Origin of the sequence: Luteimonas sp. FCS-9, from assembly GCF_001014645.1 — a bacterium.
Taxonomy (GTDB): Bacteria; Pseudomonadota; Gammaproteobacteria; order Xanthomonadales; family Xanthomonadaceae; genus Luteimonas.
The window spans coordinates 11938-30533 of record NZ_LASZ01000015.1 but is presented as its reverse complement, the minus strand read 5'-3'; the positions used below and the strand labels follow the sequence as shown (position 1 = coordinate 30533).

Genomic DNA, 18596 nt, shown 5'->3' with positions numbered 1-18596 from the left:
AGGAGACACCCATGAGCATCCGCGTCCACGACCGCCCCGACGTGCAGCAGTTCCTGCGCACCCTCAGCGGCCTCGAGCAGCCGGGCGGCGACCCGCGCGTCAAGCAGATCGTCCACCGCCTCATGTCGGACCTGTTCAAGGCGATCGACGAACTCGACATCACGCCGGACGAATACTGGGCGGGCATCGCCTGGTTCAATGCGATCGGCGCCGCCGGCCAGGCCGGTCTGATCTCGCCGGGCCTGGGGCTCGACCATTTCCTCGACCTGCGCATGGATGCCAAGGACGCGGAGCTCGGCATCCACGGCGACACCCCGCGCACCATCGAAGGTCCGCTGTACGTCGCAGGCGCCCCCGTCGAGCATGGCTTCGCCCGCCTCGACGACGGCCGAGACACGGACGGCCATCCCCTGATCATGCACGGCACCGTCTACGGCGCCGACGGCAAGCCGGTGCCGGGCGCAACCGTGGAGGTCTGGCACTGCGACACGCGTGGCTTCTACTCGCATTTCGATCCCACCGGCGAGCAGGCACCGTTCAACATGCGCCGCACGATCATCGCCGACGACCTGGGCCGCTACCGCTTCCGCTCCATCGTCCCCAAGGGCTACGGCGTGCCGCCCGGCAGCCCGACCGAGCAGTTGCTGTCCGCGCTCGGTCGCCATGGCCAGCGTCCGGCGCACATCCACTTCTTCGTCGGCGACGACGCGCATCGCAAGCTGACGACGCAGATCAACATCGCCGGAGATCCGCTGGTCGACGATGACTTCGCGTACGCCACCCGGGAGGGCCTGGTGCCCGACATCATCGAGCACCCGGACGCGAACGGTGCCGAAGCGGACGGCATCACCGGCGCGCATGCCGAGATCCGCTTCGATTTCCACCTCACCGCGCTGGTCGAGGGCGAGGACAACCAGCGGGTCGAGCGCCAGCGCGCCGCAGCCTGATCGCCTCCATCCGGCGGCGCCGCCGCGCCGCCGGCCGGCCTTCGGGCCGCCCCACCGACGACCATTTCCCAGCGCCGGCGCCTACACCGGGAGACCTGCCATGTCCGCCATCGTCGACAAAGCCACGGAACTCGACCTGCTGCTCGCCAATGCGGTGCAGGACGACAAGGAAGCGGGCGTGTTCCGCTGCCGCCGCGACATCTTCACCAATGCCGACCTGTTCGAGTTGGAGATGAAGCACATCTTCGAACGCAACTGGGTCTATCTCGCGCATGAGAGCCAGCTGCCGGAGAACAACGACTACTACACGACCTACATCGGCCGGCAGCCGGTCGTGGTGACCCGCGACAAGGCGGGCGAACTGCACGCGGTCATCAATGCCTGCGCGCACAAGGGCGCGATGCTGTGCCGGCGCAAGCACGGCAACAAGGGCAGCTTCACCTGCCCCTTCCACGGCTGGACGTTCTCCAACGCCGGCAAGTTGCTGAAGGTCAAGGACGAGAAGACCACACAGTACCCCGAGCAGTTCAACACCAACGGTTCGCACGACCTCAAGCGCGTCGCGCGCTTCCAGAACTACCGCGGCTTCCTGTTCGGCAGCCTGAATCCCGATGTCGTGCCGCTGGAGGACTTCCTCGGCGAGACCCGGGTAATCATCGACCAGATCGTCGACCAGGCACCGAACGGCCTGGAAGTGCTGCGCGGCAACTCGTCCTACATCTACGAGGGCAACTGGAAGCTGCAGATGGAGAACGGCTGCGACGGCTACCACGTCAGCAGCGTGCACTGGAACTACCTGGCCACGATGGGCCGGCGCAAGGAGGAAGGCACCAAGGCGGTCGACGCCAACAGCTGGAGCAAGAGCGTGGCCGGTGTGTACGGCTTCGACAACGGCCACATCCTGCTGTGGACGAACACCCGGAACCCGGAAGTGCGCCCGGTCTACGGCCAGCGCGAGGAGATCGCCGCACGCGTGGGCGAGGAGCGCGCCGGCTTCATCGTGAACCAGACGCGCAACCTGTGCCTGTATCCGAACGTGTTTCTGATGGACCAGTTCTCCACGCAGATCCGCGTCACCCGGCCGATCAGCGTCGATCAGACCGAGATCAGCATCTTCTGCTTCGCACCCAAGGGCGAGAGCGCCGCCGACCGCACGCTACGCCTGCGCCAGTACGAGGATTTCTTCAACGTCTCGGGCATGGGCACGGCCGACGACCTGGAGGAATTCCGAGCCTGCCAGAACGGCTACGCGGCCAGCGCCGCGCCGTGGAATGACATGAGCCGCGGGGCGCCGCTGTGGATCGACGGTCCCGACGAGAACGCCCGGCGCATGGGCATCGCCCCGCTGCTGTCGGGCGAGCGCAGCGAGGACGAGGGGCTGTTCGTACGCCAGCACGCGTACTGGGTGCAGACCATGCGCGACGCACTGGCCCGGGAACGCGCGGCGGTGGCGGCATGAGCCACCACCCCGACTACGGCCGCATCTGCGCCTTCCTCTACCGCGAGGCGCGGCTGCTCGACGACCGGCAATGGGACGACTGGCTGACCCTGTACGCCGAGGACGTGCGCTACTGGATGCCGGCCTGGGACGACGACGACCAGCTCACCGAAGACCCGCTGTCGGAAATCTCGCTGATCTACTACGGCGACCGGTCGGGCCTGGAGGACCGCGTGTTCCGCATCAAGACCGAGCGCTCGGGGGCATCAACCCCCGAGCCGCGGACCACGCACAGCGTGCTCAACGTCGAGGTGCTCGCCGACCGCGGCGACGAACTCGACGTCCGCTACAACTTCGCCACGCACAACCACCGCTACAAGCGCGACGACCTGTTCTTCGGGACGATGTTCGTGACGTTGCGCCGGGGCGGCGACGACTGGCTGATCAGCGACAAGAAGATCGTGCTCAAGAACGATTACATCCGCCAGGTCATCGACATCTACCACGTCTGACCGACGCCGGCTCCGAGACGATGCCGAGGGAAGCTGCATGACGTACCGAATCGCATTGAACTTCGAGGACGGGGTCACCCGTTTCATCGACTGCAGGGCCGACGAGAAGGTCCTCGACGCGGCATTCCGCAACCGCATCAACCTGCCGATGGATTGCTCGGACGGCGTCTGCGGCACCTGCAAGTGCCGCGCCGACAGCGGCAGCTACGACCTGGGCGACGACTACATCGACGACGCGCTGAGCGAGGACGAGAAGGACGACGGGCTGGTGCTGACCTGCCAGATGGTCCCGACCAGCGACTGCGTGATCGCCGTCCCGGTCGCCTCCTCGATGTGCAAGACCGGGCAACAGGGCTTCGCGGCCACGGTGGCGAGGATCGAGCCGCACAACGACGCGGCGATCGTGCTCGAACTCGCGGTCGACGGCGATGCGCCGGCGTTCCTGCCCGGCCAGTACGTCAACATCGGCGTGCCCGGCAGCGGCGAACAGCGCGCGTACTCCTTCAGCTCGGCGCCCGGCGAATCCACGCTGTCGTTCCTGATCAAGCGCGTGCCCGGCGGCCTGATGAGCGGGTGGCTGGACAAGGCCGTGCCCGGCACCAGGGTCGAGCTGGCCGGCCCGCTCGGCAGCTTCTACCTGCGCCAGGTGCGGCGGCCGATCCTGATGCTCGCCGGCGGGACTGGCCTGGCGCCGTTCCTGTCGATGCTCGAGACGTTGGCCCGGGCCGGCTCGACCCAGCCGGTCCATCTCGTCTACGGCGTCACCCGCGATCTCGACCTCGTGCTGGTCGACCAGGTCGAGGCCTACACGGCGCGCCTGCCGAACTTCAGCTACTGCACCGTCGTCGCCGATGCGGCCTCCTGCCATCCGCGCAAGGGCTGGGTCACTCAGCACATGACGCCCGAGGCATTGAACGCCGGCGACGTCGACGTCTACCTGTGCGGCCCCCCGCCGATGGTCGATGCGGTGCGCGGGCACTTCGACGCCATCGGCGTGCAGCCGGCGAGCTTCCACTACGAGAAGTTCGTCCCCAGCCTGCCCGCCCGGGACCGCGCCGCATGAGCGCGCGCTTCGCGGGCAAGGTGATGGTGGTCACCGGCGCCGCCCAGGGCATCGGCCGCGGCGTTGCGCTGCGTGCGTCCGCCGAAGGCGCTTCGGTCGTGTTCGTCGACCGCGCTGACTTCGTCGGCGATGTCGCCGCCGAAGCGGCCGGCCCGAGCGCGTACGTCGTCGCCGACCTCGAGACGCACGCAGGCGCGGTCGCCGCGATGGCCCACGCGGTAGAGACCTTCGGCGGCATCGACATCCTGGTTAACAACGTCGGCGGCGCGATCCGCATGCGGCCCTTCGACGCGTTCGAGCCGGGACAGATCGACGCCGAGATCCGGCGCTCGCTGATGCCGACGCTGTACGGCTGTCACGCGGTGCTGCCGCATCTGCTCGCGCGCGGCGGCGGGACCATCGTCAATGTGTCGTCGAATGCGACGCGCGGCATCCACCGCGTGCCCTATTCGGCCGCCAAGGGTGGCATCAATGCATTGACGATGTCGCTGGCGATGGAGTTCGCGACACGCAACGTCCGCGTCGTCGCGACCGCGCCGGGCGGCACCAGCGCGCCGCCGCGCCGCGTGCCGCGCAATGCCGAGGGCGATTCGCCGCAGGAACAGGCGTGGATGGCGCAGGCCGTCGAGCAGGTCACCACATCCGCCTGCATGAAGCGCTACGGCACGCTCGACGAGCAGGTCGCGCCGATCCTGTTCCTGGCCTCGGACGAGGCCTCCTACATCACCGGCTCGGTGCTGCCGGTCGCCGGCGGCGACCTGGGCTGAACACGGCGACGCCCGCTTCCCACCGCGCCAGCCGCCTCAATTCCGGAGTCATCGCATGCCCCACATCCGCTTCCGCATTCCATCCCACGTCCGCGCTGCACAGGGAGCGATCGCATGAGCGCGCCCGTGCGGGTGGGCATCGTCGGCGGCGGCATCGCCGGTGTCGGGCTGGCGTTGGGCCTCAAGGACCACGCCCATCTCGAGGTCAAGCTGTTCGAGTCGGCACGGGCGTTCGGCGAGATCGGGGCCGGCGTGTCGTTCGGCGCGAACGCGGTGCGCGCGATCGCGGGCCTGGGCATGGGCGACGCCTACGCGGCGTTGGCCGACCGCACGCCGGCCCCCTGGGAAGACGTCTGGTTCGAGTGGCGACATGGCGACGATGCGCGCCTGCTGGGGACCAGCCGGGCGCCGGGCGTGGGACAGTCGTCGGTGCATCGTGCCGATTTCCTCGATGCGCTGGCGACGCGGCTTCCGCTGGGCATGACGCAGTTCAACAAGCGCGCGACGCACGTGGAGCAGCGCGAGGGTCGCGTCCGCGCGTGCTTCGCCGACGGCACCGATTACGAGGCCGACATCCTGATTGCGTCCGACGGCATCAAGTCCGGCTTGCGCGACGACGTGCTGCGCGGCCTCGGCCATGCGCCGGTCGCGCCGCGCTTCACCGGCACCTGCGCCTACCGCGGCATGATCGAGAGCGATCGCCTGCGCCGTGCGTTCGACGCCGTCGGCGTCGATACGCACCTGGTCGACGTGCCCCAGATGATCCTCGGCCTGGATGCCCACATCCTGACGTTCCCGGTCAAGCAGGGCCGGCTGATCAACGTGGTCGCCTTCGTGTCCGACCGCACCGACGCCGAACCGCAATGGCCGGCCGGGCAGTCGTGGGTGCGCGAGGCCAGCCGTCGCGAGATGCTCGAAGCCTTCGCGCACTGGGGCATCGCCGCGCGCACGCTGCTGGCGTGCATCGATGCGCCGACGCACTGGGCATTGCACGAACTGGCGCAGCTGCCGGGTTATGTCCACGGGCGCCTGGCGCTGATCGGCGATGCCGCGCACGCGATGCTGCCGCACCAGGGCGCCGGTGCCGGGCAGGGGCTGGAGGATGCGTACTTCCTTGCCAGGCTGCTCACCGATCCGGCGATCGCGCGCGAGAACCTGCCCGGACTGCTTGCGGCCTACGACGCCATCCGCCGGCCGCGCGCCTGCCGGGTGCAGCAGACCTCGTGGGAAGCAGGCGAACTCTACGAGCTGCGCGATCCCGCGGTGGGCCGCGACGACGCCCTGCTGGGCGCAACGCTGGAAACGCGTTTCGACTGGATCTGGCAGCACGACCTCGACGCCGATGTCGCCGCCGCGCACGCGCAGCTGCGGCGGGCGCCGGTGGTCTGAGGACCACAGCGACACGGCAGGACGCCAGCAGCAAGCGACGCGCCCGGCATCGTGCGGGGCCGCCGCGACACACCGCCTGTCATCACGTCTCTGGGAGGGGATCATGCACAACGTCGATGTGAATGCAGCAATCGATCAAAGCCGCTTCGGCGGATTCCAATGGGGCGTGGTGGCGATCTGCGGCCTGCTGCTGGTGGCCGACGGCTACGACGTGTTCATCGCTGGCTCGGTACTGCCGACGCTGATCGAAGAGTGGGGGCTGACCAAACCCCAGGCCGGCGCCCTGCAGGCCTGGGCGCTGTTCGGGATGCTGTTCGGCGCGCTGATCTTCGGCTCGCTGGCCGACAGGTTCGGACGCCGGACCGGCGTGCTGATCAGCTTCGTCCTGTTCACCACCGCGACCTTCTTCACCGGCTTCGCCAACGATCCGACCCAGTTCAAGATCGCCCGCTTCCTGGCCGGCATGGGCTGCGGCGGGCTGATGCCCAACGCGGTCGCGTTGGTCAGCGAGTACTCGCCCAGGCGCCTGCGCGGCACGATGGTGGCGCTGATGTTCAGCGGCTACTCGGTCGGCGGCATGGTCTCGGCCGGCCTGGGCGTGTGGATGATACCGACGATGGGCTGGAAGCCGATGTTCTGGATCGCCGCGCTGCCGCTGCTGTTCCTGCCGCTGATCTGGTGGAAGCTGCCCGAATCGCTGGGATTTTTGATCAAGCACGGCGACCAGGAACGCGCCAGGGCGATCCTCGGCAAGCTCACCGGTGGCGCGGCGCTGACGCCGCAACAGACCCTGGTCTACAGCGATTCCAAGGGCGCCAAGGCCTCGCTGCCGGAGCTGTTCCGCCACGGCCGCGCGCTGCACACGCTGATGCTGTGGACCGCGTTCTTCTGCTGCCTGCTGCTGGTGTTCCTGCTCAGTTCCTGGTTGCCGAAGGTCATGCAGGAGGCCGGCTACGCCGAACGCGCGGCCCTGCTGACGCTGTTCTCGCTGAACTCCGGCGGCATGGTCGGCGCCATCGCGGGGGGCTGGCTCGGCGACCGCTTCGGCCTGCCGCGCGTGGTGGTGGCGTTCTTCGTCGCGGCCACCGCGTCGATCGCGCTGATCGGATTCAACCTGCCGGTCGCTGCGCTGTTCACGCTGGTGTTCATCGCCGGCGCCACGGTCATCGGCACGCAGATCCTGCTGTATGCCAGCGTCGCGCAGCTCTACGACCTGTCGGTGCGTTCGACCGGCCTGGGCTGGGCGTCGGGCGTGGGCCGCATCGGTGCGATCGTCGGTCCGACGCTCGGCGGCGTGCTGCTGGCCCGGGAACTGCCGCTGCAGCAGAACTTCCTGATCTTCGCGATTCCCGCCCTGGTCGCGACGATCGCGACGCTGGTGTACGCGCTGTCGATGCACGGCGCCGCCAGGGCCCAGCCGGCCGCCGTGGCCGCGGCCCGGTCCTGAGCCAAGGCCGATGGGCGTCGTCCGCCAGTTCGCACGCGACGTGTCGATGTCGGCCATCCTGGCCGGCATCGTCTCCACCGTGATCGCCTACGCGGGCCCGGCGGTGATCGTGTTCCAGGCCGGCGCGTTCCTGCCGGCCGACATCGTGGCGTCGTGGGTCTGGGCGATCTCGATCGGCAGCGGCGCGCTGTGCGCGGGCCTGAGCCTGCGCTATCGCGTGCCGGTCGTGGTTGCCTGGTCGATTCCCGGCTCGGTGCTGCTGCTGGTCGCATTGCCTGCGGTCGACTTCGCGGCCGCCGTCGGTGCCTATCTCGTCGCGGCGCTGGCGATCCTCGTGGTCGGGCTGTCGGGCATGTTCGACCGCATCGTCGCCGGGCTGCCCGCATCGATCACCGCCGCGATGCTGGCCGGCCTCCTGTTCGGCTTCGCGGCCGAGCTCTTCGTCGGCATGGCCGGCCAGCCGCTGCTCGTGCTGGCAATGTGCCTCGCGTTCTTCATCGGCCGGCGCTGGTTCCCGCGCTACGCCGTGCTCGCGGTGCTGGTCGCCGGCGTCGGCGTCGCGCTGGCCGCCGGCCAGATCGCAGGTCCGGTGCCGGCGCTGCAGCCGACCACGCCGACGTGGACGACGCCGCGCTTCGAGTGGCAGGCCATCGTCGACATCTCGCTGCCGCTGGTGGTCGTGGCCTTGACCGGCCAGTTCGTGCCCGGGCTCGCCCTGATCCGCAACAGCGGCTACGCCGAGCCACCCGCCCGCCCGCTGATCACGTGGTCGGGCCTGGCCTCGGCCCTGCTGGCGCCGGTCGGCTGCCACGGCCTGACCCCGGCCGCGGTGACGGCGGCGATCTGCATGGGCACCGAAGCGAACGAGGATCCGCGCAGGCGCTATGTCGCCGGTGTCGTGGCCGGCGTCGTCTACGCACTGTTCGGCGTCTTCGCCGCCACCGTGATCGGGCTGTTCGCGACGTTGCCGGCCGAACTGGTCGCCACGCTGGCGGGCCTGGCGCTGTTCCCCGCGATCGCCAACGCGATGACGACCGCGCTGTCGCGGCCCGGTCATCTGGACGCCGCGCTGGTCACCTTTATCGTCTCCGCGTCCGGCATGTCGCTGCTGGGCCTGGGCGCGCCGTTCTGGGGCCTGGTGTTCGGCCTCGCCGTACATGCGCTGCTGCAACGGCGCCGTGCCCGAATCGCCGTGCCCGCCGCGCAGGCGTCGAAATGATTCCCTTCCCCTGTCGTTTACGAGACATCCAGAGCCCCATGTCCTCTTCCAACACCGTCGGCGTGCCCAAGTCGCCGAGCCGCTCATGATCGACAAATCCCTCGCCAGCTGCCGCGATGCCGTCGCCGACATCCACGATGGCGCCACCGTGATGATCGGTGGCTTCGGCACCGCCGGCATGCCCGACGAACTGATCGACGCACTGATCGACCAGGGCGCGCGCGAGCTGACCATCGTCAACAACAATGCCGGCAACGGCGATACGGGCCTCGCCGCGCTGATCGCGAAGAAGCGCGTGCGCAAGGTCGTGTGCTCGTTCCCGCGCCAGAGCGACTCGCACCATTTCGACGCCGCGTTCCACGCCGGCGAGATCGAGCTGGAACTCGTGCCGCAGGGCAACCTCGCCGCACGTATCCAGGCCGCAGGCGCCGGGCTCGGCGCGATCTTCACGCCGACCGGCTTCGGCACCGAACTCGCGGCGGGCAAGGAGACGCGCGAGATCGACGGCCGCCACTACGTCCTCGAATACCCGATCCGCGCCGACTTCGCGCTGGTCAAGGCCTGGCAGGGCGACCGCTGGGGCAACCTCGTCTACCGCAAGGCCGCGCGCAACTTCGGCCCGATCATGGCGATGGCCGCGGCCACGACCATCGTGCAGGTCGCCGAGGTGGTGGCGCTCGGCGGCCTCGATCCCGAGCACGTGGTCACGCCGGGCATCTTCGTGCAGCGCGTGGTCGCGGTCGGGGGCGTGCATTGATGGCCGTCGCCCTGCTGACCCGTGACCAGATCGCGCGCCGCGTCGCCCGCGACATTCCAGAAGGTGCCTACGTCAACCTCGGCATCGGCCTGCCGACCACGGTCGCCAACTACCTGCCGCCCGACAAGGAGATCTTCCTGCAGTCGGAGAACGGCCTGCTCGGCATGGGGCCGGCGCCTGCGCCCGGCGACGAGGACCCCGAACTGATCAACGCCGGCAAGCAGCCGGTGACGCTGCTGCGCGGCGGCTGCTATTTCCACCACGCCGACTCGTTCGCGATGATGCGCGGCGGCCACCTCGACATCTGCGTGCTCGGCGCGTTCCAGGTCTCGACCGCCGGCGATCTCGCCAACTGGAGCACCGGCGCACCAGGCGCGATTCCCGCGGTCGGCGGCGCGATGGATCTCGCCATCGGTGCCAAGCAGGTCTTCGTGACGATGGACCTGCTGACCCGTAACGGGCAGAGCAAGCTCGTCGGCGCCTGCACCTATCCGCTGACCGGCATCGGTTGCGTCTCGCGCCTCTATACCGACCACGGCGTCATCGACGTCGGCGTGGAGGGCGCACGCGCGATCGGGCTCGCCGAGGGCCTCTCGATCGACGACCTCTGCCGCCTGACCGGCCTCGCCATCGCTGCCCCGTCCGGAGTGTCCGCATGACCCGTGCCTTCATCTGCGACGCGGTGCGCACGCCGATCGGCCGCTACGGCGGCGGTCTGGCGAACGTGCGTGCCGACGACCTGGGCGCGATCCCGCTCCAGGGGTTGCTCGCCCGCAATCCGCAGCTCGACCCCGCGCTGATCGACGAGGTCGTGCTCGGCTGCGCCAACCAGGCCGGCGAGGACAACCGCAACGTCGCGCGCATGAGCCTGCTGCTGGCCGGCCTGCCGGTCGAGGTGCCCGGGGTGACGGTCAACCGCCTGTGTGCGTCCGGGCTCGAAGCGGTCGGCTATGCCGCACGCGCGATCCACGCCGGCGAGCAGTCGCTGGTGATCGCCGGCGGCGTCGAATCGATGAGCCGCGCGCCGTTCGTGATGGGCAAGTCCCCGTCGGCCTTCGGGCGCGCGCAGGCGCTCGAGGACACGACGATGGGCTGGCGCTTCATCAACCCGGCACTCGAAGCGCTGTACGGCGTGGAGACCATGCCGCGCACCGGCGAGAACGTCGCGCAGGCGTACGGCATCTCGCGCGACGACCAGGATGCCTTCGCCCTGCGCAGCCAGCAGCGCGCTGCCGCCGCGCAGGCCCATGGCTTCTTCGCCGAGGAGATCGTGCCGGTCGGGGTGCCATCGGGGCGCAAGGGCCAGACCGTCGAGTTCGCCGTCGACGAGCATCCCCGCCACGACACCACCGCCGAGGCGCTGGCCAGGCTGCGCCCGCTGTTCGACAACGGCACGGTCACCGCCGGCAATGCGTCGGGCATCAACGACGGCGCCGCGGCGCTGATCGTCGCCGATGAAGCGGCGATCGCCCGCCACGGCCTGGTGCCGCGGGCGCGCATCCTCGGCATGGCCTCGGCCGGCGTCGAACCGCGGGTGATGGGCATCGGCCCGATCGCCGCGACGCGCAAGCTGCTGCGCCGCCTCGACCTGTCGATCGAGGACTTCGACGCGATCGAACTCAACGAGGCGTTCGCCAGCCAGGGGCTGGCGACGCTGCGCGCGCTCGGTCTCGCCGACGATGCCGCGCACGTGAATCCCAACGGCGGCGCGATCGCGCTCGGCCATCCGCTCGGCATGAGCGGCGCTCGCCTCGCGCTGACGCTGACCCACCAGTTGCAGGCCGGCGGGGGCCGTCGCGGCCTGGCGACGCTGTGCATCGGCGTGGGCATGGGCCTGGCCCTGGCGGTGGAACGTGTCTGAGGCGGCGGCGCACGGCGACCGGTGGGTCGGCCTGGAACAGGTCCCGGACACGGGGGACATGAGCAACGCGTTCCTGGAACTGCCGACGCATCGCCTGCGCTACCGCGTCCAAGGCGCCGACGGCGCACCGTGGCTGGTGTTCTGCAATTCGCTCGGCACCGACCTGTCGATGTGGGACGCGCAGGCCGGCGCGTTCGCCGACCGGTTCCGCGTGCTGCGCTACGACCGCCGGGGGCATGGCGCGTCCACCGCCGCGCCCGGGCCGTATACGCTCGCCGATCTGGGCGGCGACGTGCTGGCGCTGTTCGATGCGCTGGGCATCGAACGCGCGCATTACTGCGGGCTGTCGATCGGCGGCCTCGTCGCGCAATGGCTTGCCGTCCACGCGCCGCGGCGACTGGCGCGCGTGGCGGTCTGCGCGACCGCGTCGAAGATCGGCACCGCCGAGGCCTGGACGACGCGCATCGCCGATGTCCAGGCGCGGGGACTGGACTGGATGGCCGGCGCGACCGCCGAGCGCTGGTTCGGCGCCAGCTTCCGCAGCATGCACGCAGCCGAGGTCGACCGCATCCTGGCCGGCTTCGTCGCGACCTCGGTCGCCGGGTATGCGGGTTGCTGCGCCGCCCTCGCCGGGGCCGATCTGCGCGCCGACATCGCTGGCATCGACATCCCGCTGCTCGCGATCTCGGGCGACGACGATCCGGTCTGCCCGCCGTCCGACCTGCAGGCGATCGCCGATACCTGCGGTGGGCGACACGTGTCGCTGCCCGGCCGCCACCTGGTCAACGTCGAGTCGCCCGACGCCTTCAACGCCGCACTGCGCGATTTCCTGTCCTGAGCCGATCCAAGCGTCGCCCATCGCGTCGTCCATCCACGCTTCATGTTCCTGGGAGGGAAGCATGGCATCACCCGCCGCCGCACTTCGCCGCGCCGCACTCGCGTGCGCGATCACCGCCGCGCTGTACGCGCCCGCCACGTCCGCGCAAACGCCGAAGGAATCGGAGCAGGACGCGCGCATCCAGCAACTCGAATCCGAACTGCTCGCCCTGAAGGCGATCGTGCAGGCGCAACAGGCCCAGCTTGCCGGCGCATGGGTCGAACGGGCTTCCGATGCGACGCCGGCGACGGCCGTGGCCGTCACGCCCGGGTCGCCAGCCGGCGCATCGGCCGCGGCGCCGACCGCATCGGCGCCGGCCGGCAAGCCGCCGATCCAGGCCACGTCGATCGTCAACAGCGACAGTCGTTTCAGTTTCGGCGGCTTCATCAAGCTCGATGCGCTGTCCACCTGGACCAGCGACGGTCCCATCCCCGACGGCACGCCGGGGCGCATGTTCTATTTCCCGACCGCGACGCCGGTCAACCAGGGCCCCGGCGAAAGCTACACCGACTTCCACGCGCAGTTCTCGCGCCTGTGGTTCGGTGTGGACCGGGTCACCGATGCGGGCGACACGTTCAAGGCCTATGTCGAGATGGACTTCTTCGGCGGCGGCAACAGCAATGTCGGCAACGAGAAGTTCTCCAACGGCTACCCGCCGACGCTGCGCCACGCCTACGTGCAGTGGAACAAGTGGCTGGCCGGCCAGACCTGGAGCAACGCGGTCGACCTGGGGTCGCTGCCCGAGAGCGTGGATTTCGTCGGCATCGTCGACGGCACCCTGTTCGCGCGGCAGGCCCAGATCCGCTACACCACGGGGAACTGGTCGTTCTCGCTGGAAAACCCGCAGACCTGGTACCAGGCCGGCAGCCCGGCGCACGTCCAGTCCGGCCAGAACAACGTGCCCGATGTCACCGCACGCTGGCAGACCAAGGGCGACTGGGGCCATTTCAGCGTCGCCGGTATCGCGCGCCAGCTGCGCACGCAGACCGACCGCACGACCGGCGCGGCGTTGAGTCTGGCCGGCAGCTTCGAGCTGGGCGACCGCGACACCCTGCAGTACACGCTCAGCGGCGGTCCGGGCCTGGGCCGCTATATCGGCTTCGGCCTGGCGCCCGATGCCTACATCGATACCGACGGCGCACTGGAAGCGCAGGATCTGGTGGCCGGCTTCGCCGGCTGGCGGCATGACTGGAACGATCGCCTGCGCAGCACGCTCGCCTATTCGGCCGCGCATATCGACACCGACAGCGCGGCCGTCGGCCCGCTGGCGACGAAGAAGACCCAATCCTGGCGCTACAACCTGATCTATTCGCCGTTCCCGCGCCTGGACGTGGGTGCCGAACTGAGCTGGGGCGAGCGCACGCTGTCCAACGGCGAGAGCGGCGAACTGCGTCGCCTGCATACGACGGTGAAGTACACGTTCTGAAGGCCGGCGGTCGCGACGCCGGGGCAAGCGCTCAGCGCGTTCCCCGGCACGCCGGATACGCCGCGCAGCCCCAGAACGACTGCCCGGTCCGCCGGTTGGTCCGCGTCACCATCGTGGCACCGCAACGCGGGCAGGCCGGCGTTGCGTCGGACGCGGGGCCTGTCTGCATGGATGCTGGCGGTGTCTGCGTGCGGGGCATGCCGTCGGCCGCGCCGTCGCCCGACTGCACGTCGCGGATCATCCTCCACAGTGTCGGCCCGTCGATGAGTTCGATCGGCTTGCCCTGCGCGAATCGCGCAGCGTCCCGCGTGAATCCGCCCAGCGCGGCGATGCGGACTGCGTGCGCGCCGTGGTGCGCGAGCAAGCCGAACATCTCCCGGACGACGCCGACCGGCACCTGGCGGCGTCGCCACTGCTTGCATTGCACGAGGGTGCGCTGGCCGCCCTTGCGCAGGATCAGGTCGATCCCACCATCCGCACCGCCGAGGCCGGTCTCCTCGATGCTGTAGCCCTGGCGGCGGAACGCCTCGCCGACGAGACGCTCGAAATCGCGCCAGCCCAGCGCGGCCACGCTGTCGAGCTGCGTGCAGCTGTCGAGCAGGCGACGGCGTCGGCGCGCGCGGACGAGGGCCGCCAGCGAGGCGAGGCTGCAGGCGGCGAGCCACAACCAGGCGATCGGGGCGAACGCATCGGTTTGCGTCGCCAATCCTTGGGCGAACGGACCGTCGAGTCGCGCGAAATAGGCCGGCACGCCATGCCGGATGGCGGCGTAGCCGAGCAGGCCGATCGCGAGCGCGACCGGCCATGGCAACGCGGCCAGGTCATCGAATGTGTTGCGTCGTCCGCGTCCCATGCGCTTCCCCTCCTTCCTGCTGCGCACGATAGCGGCAAGGAGGACGCCCGGAAAGCCGTCGTCTGGCGGCGGCACAGCGCGCGCCGTCTTCGATGCGCGTTCGTTCGAGCGGATCGCCTTCAGTGGAGCACGGAGACCAGTCAGCCCAATGCATGTCGCAAAACAGGGCCACGGCCTTGACCTTCCCACCGTGGCAAGCCGCACACTGCAGGTCCACGGACCACAGGAGCCCGCCATGCAATTCCATCTCGACGACATGACCTGCGGCGGCTGTGCGCGGTCGGTGACCAAGGCGATCCAGGCCGTCGATGCGCAGGCGACCGTGGAAGCCGATCCGCCGAACCGCACGGTGGACGTCCGGACCTCGGCATCGCGCGAGGCGGTCGTCGCGGCGCTGCGCGAGGCCGGGTTCCCGCCGCGCGAGGGCTGATGCGTCTTCCGCGGTGGGGCCTGCATGGCCAGGCCGCACCGTGGGCCGACCGCGTACGCGCGAGGGCGATGCGGCGATCCGGGCTTCTTCTACCGCGCCCGGGTGCGCGTCGCGCCGGGTGTCTTCGTTACCGTCAAGCGCGTGCGCCGGACCACGGCGCCGGTACGCGGCGCATCGTCCGCCGGTCCGGCATCGGGCTGCTGCAGCTCCTCGAGGATCGGGCAATCGGGCCGGTCGTCGCCGGCGCAGCAGTCGACCAGCGTCCTGAGCGTGGCGGTCATCTGCTGCAGGTCGCGCATGCGGCGCTCGAGTTCGGCGATGCGGTCCTGTGCCAGGTGTTTGACGTCGGCGCTGTGGCGCGCGGTGTCGTGCCACAGACCCAGCAGGTCGGCGATCTCGGCGACCGAGAAGCCGAGGTCGCGGGCGCGGCGGACGAAGTGCAGGCGGTGGATGTCCGCCTGCGTGTACGCGCGGTAGCCGGCGGCGGTGCGGACGGCCGCGGGGATCAGGCCGGTCTGCTCGTAGTAGCGGATCATCTTGGCCGAGACCCCGGAGGCGCGGGCGGCGTCGCCGATGTTCATGATGTGGCTCCCGCGGCGTCGGCGGCCGCTGCCTGCGGCGGCCTGAAGCGGCGCAGGCGCAGCGCGTTGCCGAGCACGAACACGCTCGACAGCGCCATCGCACCGGCGGCGAAGATCGGCGACAGCAGCAGCCCGTACGCCGGGTAGAGCACGCCGGCGGCGACCGGGATCAGCGCGGTGTTGTAGCCGAAGGCCCAGAACAGGTTCTGGCGGATATTGCCCAGCGTGGCCCGCGACAGCGCGATCGCGTTGGGCACGCCCTGCAGGTTGCCCGACATCAGCACCACGTCGGCCGATTCCATCGCCACGTCGGTGCCGGTGCCGATCGCCAGGCCCACGTCGGCTTCGGCCAGTGCAGGCGCGTCGTTGATGCCGTCGCCGACGAACGCGACGCGGCCGTGGTCGGCCCGGGGCCGCCGCACGGCCTCGACCTTGCCCTCCGGCAGCACCTCGGCCACGACCTCGTCGATGCCCAGCTGCCGCGCGATGGCCTGCGCGGTGCGCGCGTTGTCGCCGGTGATCATCGCCACCTTCAGGCCCAGCGCGTGCAGCGCGGCGATGGCCGCGGGCGTGCCGGGCTTGATCGGGTCGCTGACCGCGACGATGGCCGCGAGCCTGCCGTCGACCGCGGCGTACAGCGGCGACTTGCCTTCGTCGCCCAGCCGTTGCGCGGTGTCGGCGAATGCGGTCACGTCCAGGCCGAGCGTCCGCATGAAGCGGTCGGCGCCGACCTCCACGCGCGCGCCGTCCACGCCTGCGCGCACGCCCATGCCGGTGATCGACTCGAACCCGGTGGCGGTGGCCACCGTCAGGCCGCGTCCGGTCGCAGCTTCGACGATGGCGCGCGCGATCGGGTGCTCGGAACGCGCCTCGACCGCGGCGACCTGCGCGAGCACGCGGTCGCGCTCGAGGCCGTCGGCGACGGCCAGGTCGGTCAGCACCGGGCGGCCCTCGGTCAGCGTGCCGGTCTTGTCGACGGCCACCACGCGGGCGTCCTTGAGCAGCTGCAGCGCCTCGCCCTTGCGCAGCAGCACCCCGAGCTCGGCGCCGCGGCCGGTGCCGACCATGATCGAGGTCGGCGTCGCCAGGCCCATCGCGCAGGGGCAGGCGATGATCAGCACGGCCACGGCGTTGACCAGCGCGAAGCCCAGCGCTGGCGTGGGGCCCAGCAGCAGCCAGGTCACGAAGGTCAGCAGCGCTGCGGCCATGACCGCGGGCACGAACCACAGCGTGACCCGGTCCACGACGGCCTGGATCGGCAGCTTGGCGCCCTGCGCCTGTTCGACGAGGCGGATGATCTGCGCGAGCATCGTGTCGGCGCCGACCGCGGTCGCGCGCAGCGTCAGCGCGCCCTGCTGGTTGACCGTGCCGCCGACCACCGTGTCGCCGACGCTCTTGCCGACCGGCACCGGCTCGCCGGTGATCATCGATTCGTCGACGTAGCTGCGGCCCTCGACCACCTCGCCGTCGACCGGGATCCGCTCGCCGGGGCGCACGTCGACGACGTCGTCCAGCGCCACGTCCTCGACCGGGACGTCGTGCGTCGCGCCGTCGCGCTGCACGTGCGCGACGCGCGCCTGCAGGCCGACCAGGCGCCCGATCGCCTCGGACGTGCGGCCCTTGGCCCGCGCCTCCAGGAAGCGGCCGAGAAGGACCAGCGCGACGATCACCGCCGCGGCCTCGTAGTAGACGTTGACCGTGCCGGCGGGCAGCAAGCCGGGGGCGAACGTGGCGACTACCGAGTAGCCGAACGCGGCCGCGGTGCCGACCGCGACCAGCGAGTTCATGTCCGGCGCCAGCCGCAGCAGCGCGGGGATGCCGTGACGGTAGAAGCGCCGGCCCGGCACCGCCAGCACCAGCAGCGTCAGCGCGAACTGCACGAGCCAGCTCGTGCGCATGCCGATGTGCGTCATGACCCAGTCGTGCATGCCGGGGATCGTGTGCGATCCCATCTCCAGCACGAACACCGGCATTGCGAGCGCGGTGGCCAGGAACAGGTCGCGGCGCAGGCCGGCGCGTTCGTCGTCCTTGCGCGCGGCGGTGGCGTCGTCGTCGCGCGCGTGCCCGACCGGCCGGGCCGTGTAGCCGACCCGGTCGACCGCCGCGAGCAGCGCGTCGACGCCGGCGGTGCCGCGCACGGTGGCGCGTTCGGTCGCCAGGTTCACCGAGGCGGTCTCGACGCCGGGCACCGCGGCGAGCGCCTTCTCGACGCGGCCCACGCACGAGGCGCAGGTCATGCCGTCGATCGCGAGTTCGCGCGTGGCGGCGGGCACCGCGTAGCCCACGCCCTCGACCGCCTGCACCAGCGCCGCGCGGTCCACCGGCCCGGCCGGCACGATGTGCGCGCGTTCGGTTGCCAGGTTGACCGACACCCGCGCCACGCCGGACACGTTGGCCAAGGCCTTTTCCACCCGGCCGACGCAACTCGCGCAGGTCATGCCCGCGATCGGCAGGTCGATCGTCGCATCCGGGGACGTCCGGGAACCGGGGGAAGACATGGCAACTCCACGAAGGCGGGAACCTGCGTCCAGCCTAAGCCTTGCCATCGTGGGAAGGTCAAGGGTGCGGCGAGGCCTCGCGCGGCGTAGCCAGCGAAATCGCCGCCGGTGGCTGCAGGGCGCCCCGTTCGTCAGAGGGCGTCAGGCCGAGCGGGCAGCGCCCATGAATTCTTCGTAGGCCGCCTGCGCATTGGCTGCGTACATCAGCGAAGGGCCACCGCCCATGTAGACGGCCACGCCCAGCATCTCCCGGAATTCGCCCCGCGTGGCCCCCAGGCGCACCAGTGCCCTGGCGTGGAAGCCGAGGCAGCCGTCGCAGCGGTTGGCCACGCCGATGGCCATCGCAATCAACTCCTTGGTCTTCTCGTCGAGGGCGCCGGGTGCCATCGCCGCCTTGCTCAGCGCGTTGAAGCCGCGCATCACATCGGCGTGGTGGCTGCGCAGGTCGTCGAGATCACGCGAGATGTCGCGAGTCAGTTCGGTATAGGTCGAGGCGTGCATTGGCGATTCCAGGGAGCCGGCACGACGCCG

18 protein-coding genes are annotated in these 18596 nt (G+C 70.4%); 14 read left to right on the top strand and 4 right to left on the bottom strand.

The features are described 5' to 3' along the window. Nucleotides 1-11: 11 nt before the first annotated feature. The 13 genes from catA to WQ56_RS12675 all read left to right on the top strand — a co-directional run bounded on the left by catA (nucleotide 12) and on the right by WQ56_RS12675 (nucleotide 13703). Nucleotides 12-947: a catechol 1,2-dioxygenase gene (gene catA / locus WQ56_RS12735; protein WP_047137506.1), complete on the top strand. Its 936-nt coding sequence runs from the start codon at nucleotides 12-14 to the stop codon at nucleotides 945-947. Nucleotides 948-1047: 100 nt separating this feature from the next. Then, complete coding sequence (locus WQ56_RS12730; protein WP_047137505.1) at nucleotides 1048-2406, top strand: Rieske 2Fe-2S domain-containing protein; 1359 nt, start codon at nucleotides 1048-1050, stop codon at nucleotides 2404-2406. Further along, the gene (benB, locus tag WQ56_RS12725) at nucleotides 2403-2897 is read left to right on the top strand and encodes a benzoate 1,2-dioxygenase small subunit (RefSeq protein WP_047137504.1); all 495 of its coding nucleotides are present in this window, start codon (nucleotides 2403-2405) and stop codon (nucleotides 2895-2897) included. Before WQ56_RS12730 ends, benB begins: the two co-directional genes overlap by 4 nt. A gap of 37 nt (nucleotides 2898-2934) precedes the next feature. Then, on the top strand, nucleotides 2935-3960 hold the full coding sequence (gene benC, locus WQ56_RS12720) for a benzoate 1,2-dioxygenase electron transfer component BenC (protein WP_047137503.1): 1026 nt from the start codon (nucleotides 2935-2937) through the stop codon (nucleotides 3958-3960). Then, the gene (benD, locus tag WQ56_RS12715) at nucleotides 3957-4727 is read left to right on the top strand and encodes a benzoate diol dehydrogenase BenD (protein WP_047137502.1); all 771 of its coding nucleotides are present in this window, start codon (nucleotides 3957-3959) and stop codon (nucleotides 4725-4727) included. Before benC ends, benD begins: the two co-directional genes overlap by 4 nt. Before the next feature lie 114 nt (nucleotides 4728-4841). Beyond that, complete coding sequence (gene salA / locus WQ56_RS12710) at nucleotides 4842-6116, top strand: salicylate 1-monooxygenase (protein WP_047137501.1); 1275 nt, start codon at nucleotides 4842-4844, stop codon at nucleotides 6114-6116. 103 nt (nucleotides 6117-6219) lie between these two features. Next, the gene (locus tag WQ56_RS12705; RefSeq protein WP_047137500.1) at nucleotides 6220-7563 is read left to right on the top strand and encodes an aromatic acid/H+ symport family MFS transporter; all 1344 of its coding nucleotides are present in this window, start codon (nucleotides 6220-6222) and stop codon (nucleotides 7561-7563) included. Nucleotides 7564-7573: 10 nt separating this feature from the next. Beyond that, nucleotides 7574-8782: a benzoate/H(+) symporter BenE family transporter gene (locus tag WQ56_RS12700; protein WP_047137499.1), complete on the top strand. Its 1209-nt coding sequence runs from the start codon at nucleotides 7574-7576 to the stop codon at nucleotides 8780-8782. Nucleotides 8783-8867: 85 nt separating this feature from the next. Then, on the top strand, nucleotides 8868-9539 hold the full coding sequence (locus tag WQ56_RS12695) for a 3-oxoacid CoA-transferase subunit A (protein ID WP_047137498.1): 672 nt from the start codon (nucleotides 8868-8870) through the stop codon (nucleotides 9537-9539). After that, on the top strand, nucleotides 9539-10198 hold the full coding sequence (locus tag WQ56_RS12690; protein WP_047137497.1) for a 3-oxoacid CoA-transferase subunit B: 660 nt from the start codon (nucleotides 9539-9541) through the stop codon (nucleotides 10196-10198). Before WQ56_RS12695 ends, WQ56_RS12690 begins: the two co-directional genes overlap by 1 nt. Continuing rightward, on the top strand, nucleotides 10195-11400 hold the full coding sequence (gene pcaF, locus WQ56_RS12685) for a 3-oxoadipyl-CoA thiolase (protein ID WP_047137496.1): 1206 nt from the start codon (nucleotides 10195-10197) through the stop codon (nucleotides 11398-11400). The genes WQ56_RS12690 and pcaF overlap by 4 nt, the downstream gene beginning before the upstream one ends. Before the next feature lie 58 nt (nucleotides 11401-11458). Further along, complete coding sequence (gene pcaD, locus WQ56_RS12680; RefSeq protein ID WP_047137495.1) at nucleotides 11459-12238, top strand: 3-oxoadipate enol-lactonase; 780 nt, start codon at nucleotides 11459-11461, stop codon at nucleotides 12236-12238. 61 nt (nucleotides 12239-12299) lie between these two features. Further along, nucleotides 12300-13703, top strand: coding sequence for a DcaP family trimeric outer membrane transporter (locus tag WQ56_RS12675; RefSeq protein ID WP_047137494.1), 1404 nt, complete (start codon nucleotides 12300-12302; stop codon nucleotides 13701-13703). A 31-nt stretch (nucleotides 13704-13734) separates the two neighbouring features. On the opposite strand, the gene WQ56_RS12670 is transcribed toward WQ56_RS12675, so the two are convergent. Next, nucleotides 13735-14556, bottom strand: a complete 822-nt coding sequence (locus WQ56_RS12670; RefSeq protein ID WP_047137493.1) for a restriction endonuclease — start codon at nucleotides 14554-14556, stop codon at nucleotides 13735-13737. 235 nt (nucleotides 14557-14791) lie between these two features. On the opposite strand from WQ56_RS12670, the gene WQ56_RS12665 reads away from it, so the two are divergent. After that, nucleotides 14792-14986, top strand: coding sequence for a heavy-metal-associated domain-containing protein (locus WQ56_RS12665; protein ID WP_047137492.1), 195 nt, complete (start codon nucleotides 14792-14794; stop codon nucleotides 14984-14986). 89 nt (nucleotides 14987-15075) lie between these two features. Here WQ56_RS12665 and cueR read toward each other — a convergent pair whose 3' ends face one another. From cueR to WQ56_RS12650, 3 genes are all read right to left on the bottom strand, one after another. Then, entirely contained in the window at nucleotides 15076-15567 is a 492-nt protein-coding gene (gene cueR, locus WQ56_RS12660) for a Cu(I)-responsive transcriptional regulator (RefSeq protein WP_047137491.1), read from the bottom strand. Then, nucleotides 15564-18065, bottom strand: coding sequence for a heavy metal translocating P-type ATPase (locus tag WQ56_RS12655; RefSeq protein WP_047137490.1), 2502 nt, complete (start codon nucleotides 18063-18065; stop codon nucleotides 15564-15566). Before WQ56_RS12655 ends, cueR begins: the two co-directional genes overlap by 4 nt. 141 nt (nucleotides 18066-18206) lie before the next feature. Next, the gene (locus WQ56_RS12650) at nucleotides 18207-18566 is read right to left on the bottom strand and encodes a carboxymuconolactone decarboxylase family protein (RefSeq protein WP_047137489.1); all 360 of its coding nucleotides are present in this window, start codon (nucleotides 18564-18566) and stop codon (nucleotides 18207-18209) included. Between the last annotated feature and the right edge of the window lie 30 nt (nucleotides 18567-18596).

What these genes read in the sequence shown, in the direction of transcription:
- catA (WP_047137506.1), top strand. Translation starts at nt 12, where the DNA reads ATGAGCATCCGCGTCCACGACCGCCCCGACGTGCAGCAGTTCCTGCGC.
- WQ56_RS12730 (WP_047137505.1), top strand. Translation starts at nt 1,048, where the DNA reads ATGTCCGCCATCGTCGACAAAGCCACGGAACTCGACCTGCTGCTCGCC.
- benB (WP_047137504.1), top strand. Translation starts at nt 2,403, where the DNA reads ATGAGCCACCACCCCGACTACGGCCGCATCTGCGCCTTCCTCTACCGC.
- benC (WP_047137503.1), top strand. Translation starts at nt 2,935, where the DNA reads ATGACGTACCGAATCGCATTGAACTTCGAGGACGGGGTCACCCGTTTC.
- benD (WP_047137502.1), top strand. Translation starts at nt 3,957, where the DNA reads ATGAGCGCGCGCTTCGCGGGCAAGGTGATGGTGGTCACCGGCGCCGCC.
- salA (WP_047137501.1), top strand. Translation starts at nt 4,842, where the DNA reads ATGAGCGCGCCCGTGCGGGTGGGCATCGTCGGCGGCGGCATCGCCGGT.
- WQ56_RS12705 (WP_047137500.1), top strand. Translation starts at nt 6,220, where the DNA reads ATGCACAACGTCGATGTGAATGCAGCAATCGATCAAAGCCGCTTCGGC.
- WQ56_RS12700 (WP_047137499.1), top strand. Translation starts at nt 7,574, where the DNA reads ATGGGCGTCGTCCGCCAGTTCGCACGCGACGTGTCGATGTCGGCCATC.
- WQ56_RS12695 (WP_047137498.1), top strand. Translation starts at nt 8,868, where the DNA reads ATGATCGACAAATCCCTCGCCAGCTGCCGCGATGCCGTCGCCGACATC.
- WQ56_RS12690 (WP_047137497.1), top strand. Translation starts at nt 9,539, where the DNA reads ATGGCCGTCGCCCTGCTGACCCGTGACCAGATCGCGCGCCGCGTCGCC.
- pcaF (WP_047137496.1), top strand. Translation starts at nt 10,195, where the DNA reads ATGACCCGTGCCTTCATCTGCGACGCGGTGCGCACGCCGATCGGCCGC.
- pcaD (WP_047137495.1), top strand. Translation starts at nt 11,459, where the DNA reads ATGAGCAACGCGTTCCTGGAACTGCCGACGCATCGCCTGCGCTACCGC.
- WQ56_RS12675 (WP_047137494.1), top strand. Translation starts at nt 12,300, where the DNA reads ATGGCATCACCCGCCGCCGCACTTCGCCGCGCCGCACTCGCGTGCGCG.
- WQ56_RS12670 (WP_047137493.1), bottom strand. Translation starts at nt 14,556, where the DNA reads ATGGGACGCGGACGACGCAACACATTCGATGACCTGGCCGCGTTGCCA.
- WQ56_RS12665 (WP_047137492.1), top strand. Translation starts at nt 14,792, where the DNA reads ATGCAATTCCATCTCGACGACATGACCTGCGGCGGCTGTGCGCGGTCG.
- cueR (WP_047137491.1), bottom strand. Translation starts at nt 15,567, where the DNA reads ATGAACATCGGCGACGCCGCCCGCGCCTCCGGGGTCTCGGCCAAGATG.
- WQ56_RS12655 (WP_047137490.1), bottom strand. Translation starts at nt 18,065, where the DNA reads ATGTCTTCCCCCGGTTCCCGGACGTCCCCGGATGCGACGATCGACCTG.
- WQ56_RS12650 (WP_047137489.1), bottom strand. Translation starts at nt 18,566, where the DNA reads ATGCACGCCTCGACCTATACCGAACTGACTCGCGACATCTCGCGTGAT.